Origin of the sequence: Nostoc sp. (genome assembly GCF_036917395.1) — a bacterium.
Classification (GTDB): domain Bacteria; phylum Cyanobacteriota; class Cyanobacteriia; order Cyanobacteriales; family Nostocaceae; genus Nostoc.
The window spans coordinates 21,357-41,519 of sequence record NZ_JBALDI010000047.1; the positions used below are offsets into that span (position 1 = coordinate 21,357).

Consider the following 20,163-nt stretch of genomic DNA (forward strand, 5'->3'; position numbering starts at 1 on the left):
GAAAAAGGGACAAAGGATAGCCATGCTCACTTTTGGTTCAAAACTTTGTCAGATGATGACTCTGGACGATAAACTAACTTTTGGATAAAATTTCATTTCGACTGGTTGCACCTAGCTGGGGTAAAGAGTTGATAACTGAGTGGGGAGTGAGGGCAGTAGGAACAGCCAAAGGTAGTTGTAATTGTTTTACAACACTTTGCAATAGTTGGTCTTGTCCAGTCCGGAAACCCCAGACATTTGTCCCCCGGTTGATAATCGCAAACCAAACCAAACCGCGATCGCGTGTGGGCATCACTCCTGCTAAAGCGCTAACATCGCGGAGAGTGCCAGTTTTGATCACAGTAGCAAGGGGAATGTGTCTGGTATGTAGTGTACCTCGGTGATCAAACCCAGACATGGGGAACAAGTCAGCCAGATTCAGCTGATGGGCAGATGCCTCAACTTGAATAGCCATCAGCATGGCACAGACAGCCCTGGGGGAAATGCGATTTTCCGGGCCCAGTCCTGAACCATTGATTAACTGAATTTCCACTTGTGGCACCCTAGCAAGGTTAGCAGCAGTGGATTGGACTACACTTGCTCCTCCCAGTGAGTCTGCCAGCATCTGTGCCATATCGTTGTTACTGTAAACGTTCATCTCCTTAAGCAGTTGCTTCAAAGGCAATGAGCGATGCCGCATTAACAAAGTTTGTTGAGGGTTTGGTTGCGCCTCAACTTTCACCCCACCTGTAATCACAACTTGAGGCTTGGGCGTTCCCTTGGGCATAATTGAGTACCTGAAAATAGCGGGGCGGCCCCAAGTCGCACGATTTAGTATTTGCTTGAGCATCAAACCTGCTAGCATCGGCTGGCGTTGGAAATTCATGGCAAAATTGCCAGTAATGATCAAATTTCCCTTTACCTGCTTGATGCCCATTTTATTGAGAGTATTACCAAGTGCGATCGCTTCTTCCCAAACAAACATCGGATCGCCACGGCCTGTAATTACCAAATCGCCCTGCACAACCCCATTTACCACTGGGCCAGTCACACTCACCAAAGTATCAAATTGGTAATCTGGTCCCCAAGTTTTCAAAGCAACTAGTGAAGTGGCAATTTTGGTTAAAGAGGCAGCCGGCAGAGGTGTTGTACCTTGGTGATTTGCCATCAGCATCGGCCCCGACTGCATCCAAATTCCCTGACTCTCAGCCAGATTTGGTGCCACGACTTTTGATGTTATGAGCTTTTTCAGATATTCCTGCACCGTCGTTGCCCCAGATGGATTGGGATCAGGGGCAAGAACCAAGCCAGGGCTACTTTGCCAAGTCAATGCATCTAAGGCATCTAGAGGCTTGATTCGTACCCCGGCCATTTCCAGCCAGAGCGACACCAAACCTGAACCCAATAATTCCAGCATCTTTTATTCCTCTATTAGGATTTGATATATTGTTTCCTGTGCTAATATACAAGCTTTTTTACCAGAATCAGTATTGAGTCATAATAACTGGTGTTTTTCTCATCTGTAAGTAGGGTGAATCATATTGTTTTCCTGGCTCCTTTGACAATGCCAAAATGCGATCGCTCGTCAAGATAGCCGCATGAGTAATTGAACTACACCACTTTCTCCTCCCTATTCCCCATTCCCCGGCTCAGTCGTGGTCTAAATAGCTGATAAATGCTCTATACAGACATTTTTGATATGTGGAGAGACTACGCCGTTAGCCTGATTCAGGAACTAGCGATGTCTACGACGGGCTATGACGCAATACAGTTCAGTTAAGCATTTTTTCCTTCTCTCTGTGTTCTCAGCGCCTCTGCGGTTCGTTAAAAAAATTGACTTTGATAAAGAGTTTTAACCTTAACCCAAGCGTATTGGGCTATGACGCTTTCTTACGAGACGCTCTTGCCAGCTTGCTTCCCCGTAGGGGTACGAATACTCGCTAACGCTTTGCTATCGGCGGCGCAATTCTATAATTTTGAAACAATAAAAAGGGAAGGGATTCAAAAAAATTATTCCCTTTACCCTTCCCTTTCTTAATACCTACTTTCTTTCTGGATGTGCTGCATCCTCTGGTGAAGGAGTACCCATCAGGTTAATTGTGGCAATCATCTGATACAAGCGCCCCAAGTCGCGTTGATTGAAGTACAAAATCAGCCGGGGTAGTCCAACAGTTTCATCTTGTGCTTCTTGAGGTAATGCTTGACTTTTTTCAATCCGTCCTTGAACAATAATCTGGCTAAAATTAGCATTGAGTTGCTCTACCTGAGCGTCTGATATATCTGTCTTGAGGCGGATGACTAATTTATTGCCAACATATCGACAGGAGTGATAAACCTGGTAAAAACGAGTAATCACATCACAAGCTACATCTAAGTTGTCTGTCACTGTGTAAAGGCTGGGGTCTTCAGGACTGACAAGACCATTTTGTACTAATTGCTTCTCAATATATTCGCTCCAAGACCACCAGTAATCACCACCAGGGCGATCGATTAAAACTAGAGGTACTGGGCCAAATTTACCATTTTGGGTTAATGTCATGCATTCAAAAGCTTCATCTTGAGTGCCAAAGCCTCCCGGAAACAAGGCTATAGCATCACTTTCTTTGAGGAGAAACAGCTTGCGGGTAAAGAAATATTTGAAGTTAATTAGCTTGGGATCGCCTTCTATAAATGGGTTCGCTAGCTGTTCAAAGGGTAACTGAATGTTTAATCCAAAAGAATTTTCTCGCCCAGCACCTTCGTGACCCGCTTGCATAATCCCGCCGCCACCGCCTGTCATCACCATAAATCCTAATTGAGAAACAGCACGAGCAAACTTAAGGGCCATTTGGTACTCTGGCGTATCTGACGCTAGACGAGCAGAACCGAAGACGGTGATTTTGCGAACGTGTCGATAATTATAAAAAAGCTGGAAACCACGCTCCATATCTACTAGAGCAGCGGACAATATTTTCCAATCGAGACGCTCAATTTCGGTATCAGCTAGACGAACAATAGTAGCAAGTGCTTGCTGAATAAGTTGCCGATTTTTTAATGTCGGTAAACGAGCGATCAATTCAGCGATATCCGCCTGCAAAGACTCTGATGTGTCAAACGACGCAGATGAGGTCATGAGAAGTGCTGCAACAATGGCACTATATTTTACGTGAACTACTCACACTCTAGCAAGCGGGAATAAGCCCTCTGATGTACAGTTAACACACTCATACCATTTCACTTTAATAATGATATAAATACGTTGGTAAGGGCATGGCATTGCCATGCCCCTACGAGAAATCTATCTGTATCAGGGTTTTCGTGAATTGGTATCACAACTGGCTTTGAGGTAGTATTGCTCATTACTCAAGCCCAGATACCCATCTTTTGAGATTGGAAGTAGGAAGATGGTGTTCAGAACTCGGAAGATGGTGTTCGGAACTCGGAAGATGGTGTTCGGAACTCGGAAGATGGTGTTCAGAACTTGAAAGATGGTGTTCGGAACTCGGAAGATGGCGTTCGGAACTTGAAAGATGGTGTTCGGAACTTGAAGGTTGGTGTTCAGAACTCGGAAGTTGGTGTTCGGAACTCGGAAGATGATGTTCACCGTGAGTTCGACAAACCTCTCCCTGTCTTGAACTAAAGTTCAAGTCTGTCCCTCTCCGAATCGGAGAGGGACGGTTTTGCGTAGTAAAACCAGGGAGAGGTCTTTTCTTTCATTGAGTTAATTAGGCGGACACTATATGAGCCGTCGAATTCACGTTCAATTACAGTTATATAGTGATTCTCCCCTGCTCCTTTGCTCCCACTTCTTCTCAACTCAGCCCCAACTGTTGTTTTAAGGCTTCTGGCACATTCCTTGCTGTATCCAGCCCTTTGACTTCATCCCATTTTGTATTTTTATCCCAGCGAATATCCCCCCAATCTTTATCGCTGAGGTCTGCGCCGCTGAGGTCTGCGCCGCTGAGGTCTGCGCCGCTGAGGTCTGCGCCGCTGAGGTCTGCGCCGCTGAGGTCTGCGCCCCTGAGGTATGCGCCCCTGAGGTATGCGCCCCTGAGGTTTGCGCGGCTGAGGTTTGCGCGGCTGAGGTTTGCGCGGCTGAGGTTTGCGCTGCTGAGGTATGCGCCGATGAGGTATGCGCCGATGAGGTCTGCGCGGCTGAGGTCTGCGTTGCTGAGGTTTGCGCCGCTGAGGTCTGCGCGGCTGAGGTCTGCGCCGCTGAGGTCTGCGCGGCTGAGGTCTGCGCCCCTGAGGTCTGCGCCCCTGAGGTCTGCGCCCCTGAGGTCTGCGTCCCTGAGGAATTGCCCGACTACACTATTGAAAGTTTTAAGTTGAATGCACTCACTGTAGTTAATGATGCGAAGTAGTTGGGTTGTTATAAAATTTGCTTCTGTTTGACCAGATGGATAAAAGACAATTTCTTGTTTGAGGTCATCTCGCCCTTTAGCATAACGGTGCAGCTCCAAGAGCAAAATGATCACATTCAACCCGGCATAAATATCTACCTGACGCTGACCTAGCCCTTGAATTCCATACTTTTGCAACTGTCGCAGCTTTTTCTGAGGTAAAGTCTCTTCCGCAGAGTCAATAAATTTCCCTTTACACCACTTACCGTAAAACTTTTCTAAGCGTTTAAATAACTGCTCCCAAGGGAAATCTTGATTTTCAGTCAGCAACCCCATCAAGTATTCCACAATTTCTGGTGTGAGTTTACCAAAACCCAGCAAATCATAAATTTCCCAATTCATTTGGGCTTCGGCAGTAACTAGTTGTTTTCCGTCTTCTGCTTTGTAGTATTGTGTCCAAACTTTCAGGCGTGCTTTCAAGCGTTCTGCAAAGAGAAATTCGCCAAAACTCTTATGAAAAAACTCAACCCCACCCTCTTGTTTATCAGCAGGACGAATGTAAAAAGCAGCTAAAGCTGTTTTGAGAGCTTCGTTACCTAATTTTTCTTTAGCTTTTTCAATTAAGGCTTTTGCTGTTTCGTCGTCTTGTAAACGTAGCTCTAACATTGACATGGAAGCAAATTCGCCTCCCGACTGCACAACACAAACAGCCGCTTCTGTGAGAATACGTTTTAAATCTTCGGGTTTTTGTTGGGTTAACTCAATATTTAAATTAGTCCCATCCGTTTGAGAACGCTGTTTTGTCAGTACCCAGTTTAAAGCCTCCTGGTAAATTACAATTTTTGCTGTGCTATGGCTTGCTTGCTCTAATTTATCAATTGCCAATTTTCCATCTCGATACATTGCCGCTAACAAATAAAGTAAGAGCGGCTCTTGGGCTAAATTTTTCACCTCAGATGGACATTTATCACTTTGTAAAAACTGCCCAAAGGCTGCGGTTTTTCCTTTAGGAGCTGCTAATTCTTCCCACTTATCTAACCATTTTTGTTGGAGTTGTCCATCCATTTCGACAATTTCCACCCGCTCTAAATTGCGGGGCAAGTAAGGGATACCTTGTAAAGACATCGACCTACCAGTGATTAATACCCGATGTCCCATGTCGCGGTAATTTTTGCACTCATCCTGAAATCCAGAGACTTGTTTGATAAATGCTTCTACATTGACGTTGGTTCTAGCCTCAATATGCAATTCATCAAACCCATCAAGGATAAACAAGAAACGGGTGTTTTTATTCGTCAACCAGTTTTTATCGCTTTGAATAAAACCAATTTTAAGTTCTGCTTCTAAAGTGTTTTCTAAACGCGATTCAAAGGAGTCTAGATCCCGTAACCGAATCAAAATTGGTGTCCAAATGGGATGCAAATGCTGCCGTACCCAATCAGAAAACATCCGACAGAAGACACTTTTGCCCCTTCCTGGGCCTCCTTGAACAAACATCACTTGTTCTAGGTTATTTGGATTTAGGAGAATTTCCTTAGCCCATGTTTCTAATTCTAATGAGTCGGCTTTTTTATCTATGTCCCCATTTTTATCTACAGGTTTGGCTTTTAAAGGTACGTAAATATCTTTAAATGAGAAACTTTCGTCAAAAACTAAGTCTAAAGGCTTGCTAGCAATATGAGTTTTTAGGTATTCATCAATGCTAGAGAACTTTTGCTGTTCTTTCTGCCAGTCTCCAAAGGAAGGTTGAATTATATTTTTGATAGCATCGCCTGATTCTATCCAGGCTTTAATGATATAGCGGTGAGTATTCCAAGCTACTCGTTGCGTCAAAATCTTAGCATTAGCGTTGGGGATGTTTGCTGCTGCTAACCGTGCCAATAATACTTGATTAAATGCTTTCGCTAATTCTGATTCGTGGAAACAGGCTACAGCATTGCTTGCACTTTCATAATCTAATTCAATATTATTGAGTTTTTGTAGTTGTTTGGTTAGCGCTTTATTAATATTGGGGTCATCATCCGAGTTAATAGATGGGTCTAAGGATAAAATTTCTTTGACACTTTCCAAATAAGCAGCTTGACTAACTATAAATACGCAGTCTTCTAGAGAAATATCTTGCTTAGTTATGTCGCGGGAATACTTCAGCAAGGCTATTCCAAGTGGCACGAATGGCAAACCCGCACCCACTACCTGCGCTAAGGGTAAACACAACACATCTAGCAGTGAAGATGAATTTTGTAACAGAGGTTTCAAGAGTTTTACGCTGGCACCTTGTTCTTTAAGGGTTTTTGCGGCTTCTAAAACTGCTTTACCAGTCTCAACTGTGGCGTTTACAGTCTCTTCTACTGAGAAGGATTGCCGAAACTTCTGCCAGGTTTGCGATAAACGCTTGTTCATTCGCTCAGACTCGTATAATTACTGCTTATTTAGAGTCTAGTGTAAAATTTGGGGTTGATGGGTGTAGGAAGAATGACGAACCGCAGAGGCGCAGAGGACACGGAGGAAGAGAAGAGGCGATCGCATTGAGTTAATAATTAGATGTTTGCTGTTTCTGAGTTGATCATTCAAGCTAATATACTCGTCTTTTGAGATTGAAACTCGGAAGATGGTGTTCGGAACTCGGAAGGTGGTGTTCAGAACTCGGAAGTTGGTGTTTGGAACTCGAAAGGTGGTGTTCGGAACTCGGAAGTTGGTGTTCGGAACTCGGAAGTTGGTGTTCGGAACTTGAAAAGTGGTGTTCAGAACTCGGAAGGTGGTGTTCGGAACTCGAAAGTTGATGTTCAGAACTCGGAAGTTGGTGTTCAGAACTTGAAAGTTTGATTTGTAGTTGCTGTATGTACGATGGAAACTGTCACCCACTAAAGGAGAAAAATCTTGGCAACAGAACACAAAACACACTTTTACCAAGTTGAAGTAACGTGGACTGGAAATACTGGACAGGGAACTGTTGATTATAAAGCTTATGAGCGATCGCATGAGATTTCAGTTGTAGGTAAACCCCTAATTTTCGGTTCCTCTGATTCTGCTTTTCGTGGAGACAGAACTAAGTACAATCCAGAAGAATTACTAGTTGCATCGCTGTCTACTTGTCATATGCTTTGGTATTTACATTTGTGTGCTGAGGTGCAGCTTGTTGTTACTAGCTATGTTGATCACCCAGTTGGCAAAATGATTGAGACTGACGATAGTGGCGGAAAATTCGCTGAAGTGATTCTTAAGCCAGTTGTAACAGTGAAAGACTGTAAAGATCCAGCGATCGCTAAACAGTTACATGAAAAGGCGCATCACCTGTGTTTTATTGCCAACTCAATGAACTTCCCTGTACGTTGTGAACCATCATTTGAGGCTGGTACACAACCTAACTGAATTATTGAAAATGACGATTATCCGTGTAGCACAAGCAAGAGATGCTGAAGCGTTACTAGTTCTGGCCAAAACCTTGGCGACATCGTTCGTCGTTGACCCGAAGGCTTTTCGTGTCGCATTTTCAGAACTCTTGTCTTCGCCGTCAGGCTACCTCGCTGTAGCTGAGGTAGACAAAGATATTGTGGGTTATATTCTTGGCTTTGACCATTACACGTTCTATGCAAACGGGCGGGTGGCTTGGGTAGAGGAAATTATGGTTGACGCAGACTACCGAAAAATGGGGATTGGCAGATCACTGATGCAAAGCTTTGAAGCTTGGGCTACTGATCGAGATGCCAAGCTTGTGGCATTGGCTACACGTCGGGCAGGGAACTTCTACAAGGCATTGGGCTATGAAGAGTCTGCAACCTACTGGCGAAAGCTGCTTTGAACGACGCGCAGCGGTTTGCCGCAGGCTACTACGGAAGCGCAGAGGACATAGAGGAAGAGAAAAGGCGATCGTATCGTGCTAATAATTAGACATTTGCTATTTCTGAGTTGATCATTCAAGCTGAGATATCCATAGATGGTGTTCGGAACTCGGAAGTTGATGTTCGGAACTCGAAAGTTGATGTTCGGAACTCGGAAGTTGGTGTTCAGAACTCGGAAGTTGATGTTCGGAACTCGAAAGTTGATGTTCGGAACTCGGAAGTTGGTGTTCAGAACTCGGAAGTTGATGTTCGGAACTCGGAAGCTGGTATTCAGAACTCGGAAGTTGATGTTCAGAACTCGAAAGTTGGTGTTCAGAACTCGAAAGGTGGTGTTCGGAACTCGAAAGGTGGTGTTCAAAGCTTGGGTTTTACCTTTCCCCTCATCTCAATTCAATCCCAGTTCTTCTTTCAACGCCTCCGGCACATTAACTGCTTTCTCTAATCCCCGCACATCTTCCCACTGCTGCTTTTTACCCCAGGTCATTTTTTCCATATTGGCGTCGCTGAGGTCAGCACCGCCGAGAATGGCATAACTGAGGTTACTGTGGCTGAGATCCGCGCTGTTGAGGATAGCACCACTGAGGTTACTGCCACTGAGGTTAGCACTGTTAAGGTTGGCATAGCTGAAGTCTGTGCCCAAAAGGATAGCGTCGGTGAGGTCGGCACCACTGAGGTCGGCGTCGCTGAGAATTACCCCACTGAGGTCGGCGTCGTTGAGAGTTACCCGACTCAGGTCTACACCGCTGAGGTCTGCGCCTAAGAACATTGCACCGTTGAGTTTGGCATTGTTAAGCTTGGCACCGTTAAGTTTAGCGTAGCTAAGGTCTGCGGCAACAAGGATGGCGTCGCTGAGGTTGGTACTGAAAAGAATTGTGTCACTCAGGTTAGTACCGTTGAGGATGGCGTGACTCAAATCAGCACCACTGAGGTCGGCGCGACAGAGGTCGGCATGGTTAAGGTTAGTGCTGCTAAGGTTGGCTTCACTTAGATTCGCACCGAAAAGGATGGCGTTGCTGAGGTCAGCATGGCTAAGGTTGGTGCTGCTGAGGTCAGCGCGGTTGAGGTCGGCGTGGCTGAGGTCGGCGCGGCTGAGGTTGGTGCTGCTGAGGTCGGCGCGGTTGAGGTCGGCGCGGCTAAGGTTGGCACAGCTAAGGTTAGCACCGCTGAGGTTGGTGCTGCTGAGGTCGGTACCACTGAGGTTAGCACCAGTGAGGTTGGCACTGCTGAGATTGGCATCACCGAGGTTAGCACCGCTAAGATTGGCACCGCTGAAGTTTACCCCAGTTAAGTTGGCATCACCCAGATAAGCACGGCTGAGGTCAGCACCCCTAAAGTCTGCCCCAGTCAGGTTGGCATCGCCCAGGTAAGCACTGCGAAAGTTGCCGCCTTTGAGGAATTGCCCAACTATACTGCTAAAATTACCAATTTCCAAGGCATCGCTATAGTTGATGATCCGCAGCAGTTGGGATGTGAAAAAATTGTCTGTGTCTGGTTGAGTAGATGGATAGAAGGTGATTTTTTGTTTGAGTTCATCTTGCTGTTGGGCGTAACGATGTAACTCTAACAGTAAAATCAGTACGTTCAGCCCTGTATATATATCTACCTGTCTCAGCCCAAGAGCAATATTTTGTGCCGCCAACTTTAATCTTGTTTTTTGAGGCAGGTTATCATCTGGTGTCCCATCGATAAATTCTCCCTGACACCAGCGACGATAAAAATCTTCTAGCCGCCAGAAAAGTAGTTCTAGGCGAATTTTTTTACCTGTCACTAGTAATTCCATGAGTTCGTTGACTATTTCTGGTTTCAGCGCTCCATTGCCCAGTAAATCATAAATCTCTTCATGCATCTGGCGATCGCCTACTCTCAAACAGAACTCTGATGGTAGCGTGCCCGATGTCTGATCACCTATCTTAGAAGTCAAACCGCTCTTTGATATTGTCCATTTTTTTAAGCTTTCTTGGAGTCTTTGAAAGCATAAATCTGACTGCAAATTATCTTGAGCAAATTTAACGCTTTTGTCTGGTTTTTTAATGCTTTTTTCTAGAGGTAAAACTGCTTCGGTTTCCACAGATGTGGTCTTTGGCATCTCTTGTAAACTTATATCCCTCACATAATTTCTCAGCAGTTGCCAGACTTGAGATAAATATGTTGACATTTCTGTGTCCGTTGTTACATTTAAATTACTATTTTGATAATCCTGAACTAAAAATTTTTCTGTGCTAGTTTGCTTTTCATTGCTAAAAATTAATAGTATCAATAAATACTACACGAAAAATCTCATGCGTTGGCGATATCTACGATGGGCTACACTGACGGCGTTCCTGGAGGGCGGCTTATCGCTAACCCGAAGTAACCTCAAACTTCTTCTCCTGATGCAAATAAAGGATCATCGGAAAAATTCTTTCAAAAATCAACTATTTTCCCAAATTTGGTTAATTTATTAGATTTTTTTCCCCAATATTTATTAGTCTGATCTAAAAATAATACTTCCTGTTTGTGAGAGATGCAATTGTTATGAAAAATCCTCCAGGATAACAGTGTAACAAGGCTGAAAAATTGCAACTAAAATTGAAGTCTAAAGTTTACTGCTTGATATAAAGCAACTGAGAGAATCGGTAAAAAGCTGGCTACATAGCTTTGGAAAAGTTAAAAATTAACTACGGTATAGTTATCGGGGGATTGATGCGATGAACAGATTAACCTTTTATATGATTTTGTTACATGGTTTGTTTTTAGGAATAGTAACGGCTAGCGCCAAGTCACCATCTGTAAATGTTGATACAGAATTGTCAGCCAACCATAAGCCTGTGCGGGTTTTAGAAGCCGTCGTTACAGCCAGAGGTGGAGAGAAGTCTAATAGTCAGTTAACCACGGAAACTTCTTCAACTAAAGTCTCAGCCTTATCGCCAAAGAATATCAATATTTCCCAGAAACAGAGGCTACCGTCAGGGCAAGTTTGGGTAGTTAATCAAAATAAACACGTACAGCCTCAACCGTTTATTTGGGTAGTAAAAGACCTTAAAAAAGCAGCACAGCAACCATTTTTGCAAGTTGCAAAACCCCCAGAGAAACCGAATTCAAAGCCTAATCCTAGTGCCAAACCACCAGCAAAGGATGATTTAGAGGCGTTTGCTGAAGTAATCAAAGGCACCCAAAAGTCAGGGGGACTGTTTACCCTTTATCGCAATAAAGAAAAGAATAAAATTTATCTAGAAATTAAGCCAGAGCAACTCAATAAAAATTACCTAGCTACAGCAACCCTGGAATCAGGGATTGGCGAACGGGGTATTTACAGCGGTATGCCTTTGCAAGATTTTTTGTTTTATTTCCAACGGGTGGATGATAAATTAAACTTTGTCATCCGCAATGTCAATTTTCGCACTCGTGAAGGAGATCCTCAAGTGCGATCGCTGGTGCGATCGTTTAGTGACTCTGTTCTTTACACCGTTTCCATAAAAAGTATTCATCCACAACGCAAAACTCTTCTCATCGACTTGGGCGATTTATTACTCACAGACTTAGGTGGATTATCTGCAAGTTTAGGAGTCCCGGCTATCACAGACCAGTCCTATTTTGGTACTGCTAAAGCTTTTCCCCAAAACTTAGAAATTGAGTCAGTTTTGAATTTCTCTGGTGGCGCTGGCCACGAGACTGAACTACCAAGCTTTGCGTCACTACCTGACAACCGTGGCTTTACCCTGCGCGTCCACTATAGTCTCTCCCTACTACCTGATAAAGATTATCGACCGCGCCTTGCTGACGATCGCATCGGCTATTTTATCACTGCCTACCAAGATTTATCCAAAGACGATCGCGGCGATTCTTTTGTCCGCTACATCAATCGCTGGAACTTAGAAAAACAAGACCCAAAAGCAGTAATTTCTCGCCCGAAAAAACCGATTGTCTTCTGGATTGATAACGCTGTGCCTTTAGAATACCGCGATGCGATGAAAGAAGGCGTCCTGATGTGGAACAAAGCCTTTCTCAAGGCGGGATTCAAAGATGCAATTGAAGTCCGCCAAATGCCCGATGATGCCACATGGGACCCAGCAGATATTCGTTACAACACGATTCGCTGGATTAACACAGTCGATGGTTATTTTGCAATGGGGCCATCCCGCGTTAACCCATTGACTGGGGAAATTTTGGATGCAGACATTCTCGTAGATGCCAGCTTTGTGCGGGTACTCAAGAATGAGTATCGCAAAATCGTCCAACCTAGCCAAACACAAAATCAGACTACTTTATCAGCTTTGATGCAAAATCGTCTACTTTGCGCCAATGGTTTAGATGCCAAAAACAATGGTGTCCCTCAGCAGATGCAAGGGCAACAGGGGTTGTTGAGTAGTTTATCGAAAATGGCAGGCGAATACGATTTATGCTACGGGATGGAAGCTGCTAACCAGTTTGCCTTTGGTTCACTGGCAATGTCACTATTGCCAGATACCATGGCCACTCCAGACCAGGTGAAAGAATATATCAATCAATATTTACGTTTAATCATCGCTCACGAAGTTGGACATACTCTTGGTTTACGCCATAACTTCCGTGGTAGTACCCTGCTAGCACCACAGGAGATGAATAATACGGAAATTACCAAAACTAAAGGTCTGACAAGTTCCGTAATGGACTATATTCCCCCAAATATTGCTCCTCAAGGTACAAAACAGGGAGATTATTTTCCTAGCATGGTGGGGCCTTATGATGAATGGGCGATTAAGTACGGCTACATACCAATTCAAACATCAACTCCCATAGCTCAAAAGCCAATTTTGGAGCAAATTGCTGCACAATCCTACAAGCCAGAGTTGAGTTATTCCACAGATGAAGATGTGTATGACCTTGACCCAACTGCTGATGCTTGGGATAACAGTAGCAATGTACTGCTTTATTCTCAGTGGCAGTTGAATAATTCGCGGGTGATGTGGGAACGTCTCGATCAGCGTTACCCAATGGCTGGTGATAGTTACAGCGATGTGAGCGAACGTTTTAGCACAGTATTGGGTAACTATTTCCAGCAAATATTTTACACGACAAAATATATCGGCGGACAGTCTTTCTATCGCATTCACCCTAGCGAAATCCCCTCTGGAGTTAGCCAACACCGATTACCATTTGAACCAATACCAGTTGAAGAACAACGGCAGGCTTTAGAAACGCTGCAAAAGTACGTGTTTGCAGAAGATGCCCTGAGTTTTTCACCAGAACTACTGAATAAATTAGCACCTTCCCGTTGGCGACATTGGGGTGCTTCTCCCCAAGTTGGTCGTTTGGATTTTCCAATTCATGACTTGGTGCAACTCATTCAAGGTTCTGTGTTGCGAGATTTACTCTCAGGCGATCGCCTCTCTCGCCTCAAGGATATTGAACTGAAAACGAAGTCCGAAAATGCATTGACTCTACCGGAACTATTTGACACTTTGCAGTCAGGTATCTGGACAGAAGTAATCAAACCAAAAGGTAAACCAATGAAGATTTCTAGTTTGCGGCGAGGCTTGCAGCGGCAATACCTGGATATTTTGACTGGTATGGTGTTGCGAAAAGTATCTGTTCCAGAAGATGCCCGCACACTAGCTTGGTATAAACTAAAACAGCTTGACGAGAAACTCAAGGGGGTTAATTCCGAGGATGAATACACCAAAGCGCATTTACTAGAAACGCGCGATCGCATTGAGAAAGTCTTGAATGCGCCGTTGCAAGGAAATTAAAAAAGTTAGGAGTTAGGAGTTAGAAGTTAATAGTAAAATTCCTAACTCCTCTTCTCCCATGATTTTGGCAAAATAAATTTAGATAGGACTTACAGCAGTTTTCAATTGAATAGACTACACGTGTAGGGGCAGAATATATTGTGCCCCTACAATTATGTGTGTTTCACGCTTGTGAAAATTGCTGTAAGCAGCGATGATTGGTCATTACGAGCGAAGCAATCTCGTCAAGACTGGGATTGCTTCGCTTTTCTCCTAACTACTCAACGCCTTTAAAAACCGTTGCAAACTCTTAAACACACTGGGCTTTTTCGCAGGTGCAGCGTCTGTTGTTGTTTGCGGTTGTCCCTTCATGAGGATGAGATCCAACTCATCACCCGATGGTTTTGTGGGTAATTCGGCAATTCTTTGATATTCACCGCCGGTTTCCAGCCAAACTTCCCACTGTCCTGGGTAGCAGCGACGTAGGGCGCTTTCATCGTCTACGGGGCGGAGGTAATAGGCGGATTCAATGGTACTGATAAAACGATCGCGGATTTTTCTAGCTGTATAACCAATGCCCACAGTTCCAGAATCTTCTAGGCGGGGATTCAACAAGACTAAAGGGCGATCGCCTATTACTTCAGATAACTTTTCCAACTGCGGCACTTCTACGGAAGTGGGGGCAATGAATAAGAAAATTTCATCCTCTGGTTGAATTTTTGTCTGCAAAGAAGCAGCCCTACCTGTACCAATATCCAAAATTTGAAATGGTGCATCAGCCCAATTGCGGCGGGCTAGGGCCGCAGCACCAGCGTCAGCAAAGAAAATCTTCAAACGGGAATCATATTCTGTAAACACGGGCAGAAATTGTTCCGCCACGGGCATAAACTTGAGTTCTGGGAACAGGAACTCAACTTGGATGCGAGTACAACCATCTGCAAGGGCAGCTTGGACGGCTGTCTGAGATTGGGCGATCGCATCTTCAAGAGTATTTGGAAGTTCACTCATAGTTTATATGTCACTCTAGCATTACTTCCATTGTTTCAGTATTAGCTCTGATTTTGGCGTTGCTAAATTTGAATATGAATCATTTGCTCTTGATATGGGAAGCATAAAAATGAAGTATTGATATCAAGGTCTTTGATGAAACCTGTTTTGCGTAAAGGTAAATTAACAACATGGAAGGATGACAAGGGTTTTGGCTTCATCCGCTCCAGTGATGGCACTCAAGACGTTTTTCTTCATATCACTGCACTCAAAGAAACAAATCATCATCCACAAGTTGGTGATGTGATTTGCTATCAGCTAACGGTTGATAAAGACGGCAGAATTCATGCTTGTAACGCCTTCATTGAGGGAATTGTATCTAAACCTCTGCTGAGAGCCTCATCGTCCGCAATCAAGAAAGAAACATTCCAGCTTAAAGCAAAATCTTCTTTAATGTTTGAGGTATTGCTCTTATCTTTATTACCAGGTTTAGGAGCAATGCATTTTGCATTGACAACTTTTAACCCAATTCCTCTGATTCTCTATCCTGTAATGAGTTTTCTTACTTTTGCACTGTATGCGGATGATAAATCTCGTGCAAAGCAGGGGCGTTGGAGAGTACCAGAAAAGACATTACATTTGTGTGAATTCATGGGTGGATGGTTGGGGGGATTTATCGCCCAACGAAGATTACGTCACAAAAGTAGCAAGGTTTCATACCAAGTTGTATTTTGGGTAATAGTAGCTATTCATATTATATTTTGGTTGGATTGGCTTTTCTTTGGGAAAAGACTGGTGGGTTTATTTCTGGGCATTGTTTTTAAAGGGTAGCAGAGATCCCTTGCAAAACAAACTGCTCAGTTGAGATTCGCTGACTGCTTGCCCATTTTTATATCTGCTATTGAAGTTGAGGAGAAAAGTTCATAGGAGTAAACACAAAAATACTTCACATCCCAATTGCAGAAGTGCGTAGGCGTAGCCTGTCGTAGACATCGCATATAAGACACACTCAAAATTTTACCTGTTAGTAAAAGACTCGTTTAAAGCTTTCAGCAACAGTGAGATACAGCGCAATATCAGATAAAACCTAGATATTTTGATACGCGATACCCAAGCCAAATCCCCACAAAGCCACCAATGACGCCCAAGAGGATCGAGGTGAACGATAGCAAACTTCCACCCCACAATGCAGGGATGTAGCTGCCAATCGTAGAGCCAATAAACATCCCAATTCCAATGATAGTTTTACTCATTCAAGAAAAGCCTTAATCAAAAGTAATGAAAATAAGTCATGGTTGAACTCCTTTATGACTCAAAATCTTACCTTTTGGGAAAAGACTCGTTTAACACTTTCGGCGGCGTTGCTGATTAGATGTATGAATTCTCTCTGGTGTCAAGGAGCGGCTAATCTCTATAATTCATGAAGTCATCGGAGAAATTGTCTAGACTATCGATGAGGGATTGCCAGGGGTTATCTTTAGCAATGAGGACAATGGCGTTACCAATTTTTTTGATATAAACTTCAGTACCAGTCAGTTGAAAGTCTTCGGGCAAAATAACGATTTGGTGAGTGCCATCAGTGGTGAGTTTGGCAGTGTTCATGGTGTTATTGTCCTGAAATTAGCTAATATTTATGGTCTGGTTAGCATGAAATTTGATAAATGCAGCTGTGAAATTTGCTTGAGTAGCTCATTGTTAAACCGAATCTATGGAAATCCTAGCAGCCCTGCCGAGGAATATGATGGTGACGAAAGGATCAATATCGTAAAGGCGATCGCCTATGACCAGTTATTTCTTGCAAAAAGCGATCGGAAACTGCATAAATATCGCACTTACTCAGGAACTTGCACGAGATTGGCGATCGCATGGGAGACACGCTCAAAATTGTACTTATTTGTAAAAAACTGGGGTGATGCTTTCGACAGCAGTGACATAGAGTGCTGCGATCGCCTTAGCAGTTCTGCTAAGGAATATGACGGTGGCAAAAGGATCAATGTGGTAAAGGCAATCGCCTATTGACGATCAATATTGAGTCCATGTTAGCTTTGATAAGGCAAAATTTGGGAAGGGTGAATGAGCCAGACATATAGTTTTGAAGTTCTTTGCGTGGATTCACAGAATAAAACAGTCTTGCAAGAATCCCAAAATGTTATTCATGTTTTATTTGCAAATTCGACATTATGGCAATCTGCATCTTTGACTGGGATCTCTCCGAACTTAGAAATTCGAGATGAGGATATATCATTGACTGTAGAGAAGTTAGAGATAGAGTCTACCTCGGAATCTATTCTGAAAAGAGCCTTTTCAGTTAAGTGTTCTGGCTCTTACGAAGGACTGGAAAAGGTAAGGCTACCTGTTTGTCAGTATTTGAAGTCTCAAGGATTTGAATTTGTATATATTCTTCTTGATGAAATATCGGAGTTTATTGCACAGCAAATATATCCTAGTATTAACAGAGTTGAGAATCGGCTGAGAAAGTATATCATTAAGTTTTTTGTCACAAAGCTTGGTCCTAACTGGTGGGAGGTCACTGCTGATGCTGAGATGAAAAAGAAAGCCAGTCAAAGAAAGAATAATGAAACAATTTTTGGTTCAGTAATTGATAATAAAGTCTACCTTATAGACTTTGGAGAATTAGGTAAGATCGTTTACCAACAGTCATCAGGTTACATTAATCGAGAAGATATCATCCGAAAAGTTCTTGAGATAGAAAGTAGTGTAAATGCTGTTGATAGGCTTAAAGAGGAGTTACAGAGCAACTATACAAAGTTTTTTAGAGAGACTTTTAAAGATCAAGATTTTCAACATCAGTGGGAGAAACTTGAAAAGCTGCGGCATAAAGTTGCACATAATAATCTTTTCACTAACGATGATCTTCAGAACTGTCAGAGGCTTGCTACATCATTACTACAAACCATTGAAGATGCTAATTTAAAAATTGAAACAATCGCCTTTAGTGCAAATGATTTAGAAACAATAAAATCTAATATTATTGAAGTAGCTGATCCATATAAAGTCATTTCTGAAGACGAACTGTTAAATGATTTGAGAGAAAGACAAGAACATTACTCTCGTACTAACGGTTTCGTTGGATTAGCTAGTTTTGTAAAGAATCATTTGGGATTAATAGGCTATGATTACTCTGCTTCATACTCCGTCATTAAGCAACTTGAGCAACAAGAAAAGGTAGAAGTCTATCATATTGATGGGCCAAATGGGTTTCCAGTAGCAGCAGTCAGATTGAAGGAGAATCGAAGTTTCCAAAGCTAACAAAGTATGCAATCAACCTTAAAAAATTACATTAGGCTCAAAATTTACCTGATTGTAAAAGACTCGTTTAACCCTTTCGGCAGCCGTGACATAGGGAGTTACGCTCACCCCTCTCCTACTCAGAAACTTGCACGAAACTGGCGATCGCACTTCTTCGTTATGCTGAAGCAACTAATTCTGCGTCTCTTCATCTGACCCTAGCTGCTCTAATAGCTGACGCACTGACAAAATGGGTATCGCTGAATTAGAAAACCCTTGCAAATCGCGAGTAATGATCGCGTCTAAATTCTGAGCAACTGCACAATAAATTTGTACCGCATCCTCAAAATCAGCTAAACCAGATGCGAAAGCTGCTTCTAAAATAGCCCGATTTACAGAGCAAATCACCATAACCGCCAGTGTGGTTGAAACTGCTTGTCTAGCAAGTTCAATACTTTGAGTTTGTCTGCGGGCGATGTAGAAAATATCAGTGAGTGTTGTTGCACTCACGTATCCAACCACTTGTCCAGAATCAATCATATTAAACACGGCTTGGGCATCTTGCAGAAATGGCTCTCGGTCTAGCAAATAATCTAAAACAATGTTGGTATCAATCAAAACTCTCACTAAAGATACTTCTCCACCCGACGTTCTTCTAGCATGGACTCCACCTGTTCATCAGTCGGCACTGGCTGGTCAGTCTTCAATAAACCTTTCATCTGCTTGATAATACGCGATCGCTCAGGTGGTTGGGTTGGAACATCTTGTAAGGATTCGATGATCGCACGGACGAGTTCAAGGCGATCGCTCACTGGCAGTTGACGGGCTTGCTCTTTAAGCTCTTGCAGGGACATAGAAAACACTCCGACAAATGCTGTATCTAAATTTTAGTATGACGGACTAACGCTTAACTAAAGATAAATCCGGCGTTAGCCTCTGCAAAACTTGCTTCAACACCATCGCTGTCCAATCTATATCAGCTTCCGTTGTATCACGCCCCAATGTGATGCGAATTCCACCCAAAGCGGCTTTTTCAGAATAGCCCATCGCTAACAATATCGGGCTAGGGCTAAGTTTACCACTGTGACAGGCAGCACCAGCACTGATACCAATGCCAGCAAGGTTTAGCTGTCGTACCAAGGCTTTACCGCTGAATTTTTCGCCATCGGCGTGTTCTAGACACATACTGACATGGTGAGGTAAACGATCGCAGCCATCCCCTGTAGCAATTAAACCAGGAATCTCAGCTAATTGGGCAAAGGCGCGATCGCGTAACTCAATTAACCGTGGTGTTTCCATAGCTAATTCTTCGGCTGCTAATTCTGCTGCTACACCAAACCCCGCAATTATCGGTACTGCCTGCGTACCAGAACGCAGTCCCATTTCTTGCCCACCACCACCCAGTAGAGGCATCAAATCCACACCATAACGCACGTACAACGCCCCTACACCTTGGGGTCCATATATTTTATGACTGGAAAGACTAAGTAAGTCTACTGGGAGTTGTTGCACATTTATGGGTAAGCGTCCCGCAGCTTGCACCGCATCTGTGTGGAACAAAGCACCATGCGATCGCACAATCTTACCCAGTTCTGCGATCGGTTGCACTGTCCCTACTTCACTTTGACCGTAAATCACTGAAACCAAAACTGTGTTATGTCGCAAGGCTGCCTTTAAATCTAGGGGATTGACTCTACCTTTAATATCTACAGACAAGCGCGTAACTTCCCAACCCCACATTTCTAAGAACCGCACTGTCTCAGAAATTGCTGAATGCTCGACGCTGGAGATAATTAGATGTTGAGGAACAGCATACAACCGAGCCACACCCATAATTGCTAAATTATTTGCCTCAGTGCCGCCAGAGGTAAAGATTATGGATGCCGGATCGGTGGCGTTAATTAAACCAGCAACTTGGACTCTGGCTTGTTCCACAACCGTTGCAGCCCGTTGTCCCCACTCGTGTAAGCTGGAAGGATTGCCCCACTGTTGGGTGAGGACTGTTTGCATAACTGCGATCGCTTCTTTTCGAGTGGGAGTGGTGGCGCTGTAATCTAGATAAATTTGCATATAACTGAATAATCGTGAGAACACACGTTA

Annotated in this window: 18 protein-coding genes and 3 pseudogenes; 7 read left to right on the top strand and 14 right to left on the bottom strand. The window is 43.6% G+C overall.

What is annotated here, in order from left to right:
* Positions 1–73: 73 nt before the first annotated feature.
* The 4 genes and pseudogenes from V7K46_RS16580 to V7K46_RS32075 form a co-directional block, all read right to left on the bottom strand.
* Positions 74–1,396, bottom strand: coding sequence for a D-alanyl-D-alanine carboxypeptidase (locus V7K46_RS16580; protein WP_335114935.1), 1,323 nt, complete (start codon positions 1,394–1,396; stop codon positions 74–76).
* Between the two features lie 624 nt (positions 1,397–2,020).
* On the bottom strand, positions 2,021–3,091 hold the full coding sequence (locus V7K46_RS16585; RefSeq protein WP_335114937.1) for an LOG family protein: 1,071 nt from the start codon (positions 3,089–3,091) through the stop codon (positions 2,021–2,023).
* 174 nt (positions 3,092–3,265) lie between these two features.
* Entirely contained in the window at positions 3,266–3,562 is a 297-nt protein-coding gene (locus V7K46_RS16590) for a hypothetical protein (RefSeq protein WP_335114940.1), read from the bottom strand.
* A gap of 208 nt (positions 3,563–3,770) precedes the next feature.
* Positions 3,771–3,992, bottom strand: a pseudogene (locus V7K46_RS32075) (pentapeptide repeat-containing protein); the annotation flags it as partial.
* Between V7K46_RS32075 and V7K46_RS32080 the strand changes: the two are divergent.
* A pseudogene (locus V7K46_RS32080) lies at positions 3,949–4,068 on the top strand (hypothetical protein); the annotation flags it as partial. The pseudogenes V7K46_RS32075 and V7K46_RS32080 sit on opposite strands and share 44 nt — an antisense overlap.
* Here V7K46_RS32080 and V7K46_RS16595 read toward each other — a convergent pair.
* Together V7K46_RS16595 and V7K46_RS16600 are read right to left on the bottom strand one after the other, a co-directional pair.
* Positions 4,017–6,701 (bottom strand): annotated as a pseudogene (locus V7K46_RS16595) (NACHT domain-containing protein); the annotation flags it as partial. The pseudogenes V7K46_RS32080 and V7K46_RS16595 overlap by 52 nt on opposite strands.
* Before the next feature lie 36 nt (positions 6,702–6,737).
* The gene (locus V7K46_RS16600) at positions 6,738–7,193 is read right to left on the bottom strand and encodes a hypothetical protein (RefSeq protein WP_335114944.1); all 456 of its coding nucleotides are present in this window, start codon (positions 7,191–7,193) and stop codon (positions 6,738–6,740) included.
* Between V7K46_RS16600 and V7K46_RS16605 the strand changes: the two genes are divergently transcribed.
* Both V7K46_RS16605 and V7K46_RS16610 read left to right on the top strand, forming a co-directional pair.
* The gene (locus V7K46_RS16605; RefSeq protein ID WP_335114946.1) at positions 7,179–7,670 is read left to right on the top strand and encodes an OsmC family protein; all 492 of its coding nucleotides are present in this window, start codon (positions 7,179–7,181) and stop codon (positions 7,668–7,670) included. The two genes, V7K46_RS16600 and V7K46_RS16605, sit on opposite strands and share 15 nt — an antisense overlap.
* Before the next feature lie 10 nt (positions 7,671–7,680).
* Positions 7,681–8,100 (top strand): GNAT family N-acetyltransferase, encoded by a 420-nt coding sequence (locus V7K46_RS16610; protein WP_335114948.1) that lies wholly within the window; start codon positions 7,681–7,683, stop codon positions 8,098–8,100.
* Here V7K46_RS16610 and V7K46_RS16615 read toward each other — a convergent pair.
* A complete protein-coding gene (locus tag V7K46_RS16615) occupies positions 8,079–8,498 on the bottom strand; it encodes a hypothetical protein (protein WP_335114950.1) in 420 nt (139 codons plus the stop codon). The two genes, V7K46_RS16610 and V7K46_RS16615, sit on opposite strands and share 22 nt — an antisense overlap.
* Positions 8,499–8,525: 27 nt before the next feature.
* Positions 8,526–10,295 carry a pentapeptide repeat-containing protein gene (locus V7K46_RS16620; protein WP_335114952.1) on the bottom strand — a complete coding sequence of 590 codons (1,770 nt, stop codon included), beginning with the start codon at positions 10,293–10,295 and terminating at the stop codon, positions 8,526–8,528.
* 532 nt (positions 10,296–10,827) lie between these two features.
* On the opposite strand from V7K46_RS16620, the gene V7K46_RS16625 reads away from it, so the two are divergent.
* Positions 10,828–13,848: a zinc-dependent metalloprotease gene (locus V7K46_RS16625; RefSeq protein WP_335114956.1), complete on the top strand. Its 3,021-nt coding sequence runs from the start codon at positions 10,828–10,830 to the stop codon at positions 13,846–13,848.
* 252 nt (positions 13,849–14,100) lie between these two features.
* On the opposite strand, the gene V7K46_RS16630 is transcribed toward V7K46_RS16625, so the two are convergent.
* Positions 14,101–14,835: a DUF1995 family protein gene (locus tag V7K46_RS16630; RefSeq protein WP_335114958.1), complete on the bottom strand. Its 735-nt coding sequence runs from the start codon at positions 14,833–14,835 to the stop codon at positions 14,101–14,103.
* 135 nt (positions 14,836–14,970) lie between these two features.
* Between V7K46_RS16630 and V7K46_RS16635 the strand changes: the two genes are divergently transcribed.
* The gene (locus V7K46_RS16635; protein ID WP_335114960.1) at positions 14,971–15,645 is read left to right on the top strand and encodes a cold shock and DUF1294 domain-containing protein; all 675 of its coding nucleotides are present in this window, start codon (positions 14,971–14,973) and stop codon (positions 15,643–15,645) included.
* 245 nt (positions 15,646–15,890) lie between these two features.
* On the opposite strand, the gene V7K46_RS16640 is transcribed toward V7K46_RS16635, so the two are convergent.
* Positions 15,891–16,067 (bottom strand): hypothetical protein, encoded by a 177-nt coding sequence (locus tag V7K46_RS16640; RefSeq protein ID WP_334721672.1) that lies wholly within the window; start codon positions 16,065–16,067, stop codon positions 15,891–15,893.
* Positions 16,068–16,218: 151 nt separating this feature from the next.
* On the bottom strand, positions 16,219–16,416 hold the full coding sequence (locus V7K46_RS16645) for an antitoxin (RefSeq protein ID WP_335114963.1): 198 nt from the start codon (positions 16,414–16,416) through the stop codon (positions 16,219–16,221).
* Positions 16,417–16,506: 90 nt separating this feature from the next.
* On the opposite strand from V7K46_RS16645, the gene V7K46_RS16650 reads away from it, so the two are divergent.
* Together V7K46_RS16650 and V7K46_RS16655 are read left to right on the top strand one after the other, a co-directional pair.
* A complete protein-coding gene (locus tag V7K46_RS16650) occupies positions 16,507–16,833 on the top strand; it encodes a hypothetical protein (protein WP_335114965.1) in 327 nt (108 codons plus the stop codon).
* A gap of 54 nt (positions 16,834–16,887) precedes the next feature.
* Positions 16,888–18,084, top strand: coding sequence for a hypothetical protein (locus V7K46_RS16655; RefSeq protein ID WP_335114967.1), 1,197 nt, complete (start codon positions 16,888–16,890; stop codon positions 18,082–18,084).
* A gap of 171 nt (positions 18,085–18,255) precedes the next feature.
* Here V7K46_RS16655 and V7K46_RS16660 read toward each other — a convergent pair whose 3' ends face one another.
* Genes V7K46_RS16660 through V7K46_RS16670 form a run of 3 tightly spaced genes read right to left on the bottom strand, consistent with a single transcriptional unit; the run spans position 18,256 to position 20,133 of the window.
* A complete protein-coding gene (locus tag V7K46_RS16660; RefSeq protein ID WP_335114969.1) occupies positions 18,256–18,690 on the bottom strand; it encodes a PIN domain-containing protein in 435 nt (144 codons plus the stop codon).
* Positions 18,690–18,917 carry a hypothetical protein gene (locus V7K46_RS16665; protein WP_335114971.1) on the bottom strand — a complete coding sequence of 76 codons (228 nt, stop codon included), beginning with the start codon at positions 18,915–18,917 and terminating at the stop codon, positions 18,690–18,692. Before V7K46_RS16665 ends, V7K46_RS16660 begins: the two co-directional genes overlap by 1 nt.
* Before the next feature lie 46 nt (positions 18,918–18,963).
* On the bottom strand, positions 18,964–20,133 hold the full coding sequence (locus V7K46_RS16670) for a cysteine desulfurase family protein (protein ID WP_335114973.1): 1,170 nt from the start codon (positions 20,131–20,133) through the stop codon (positions 18,964–18,966).
* Between the last annotated feature and the right edge of the window lie 30 nt (positions 20,134–20,163).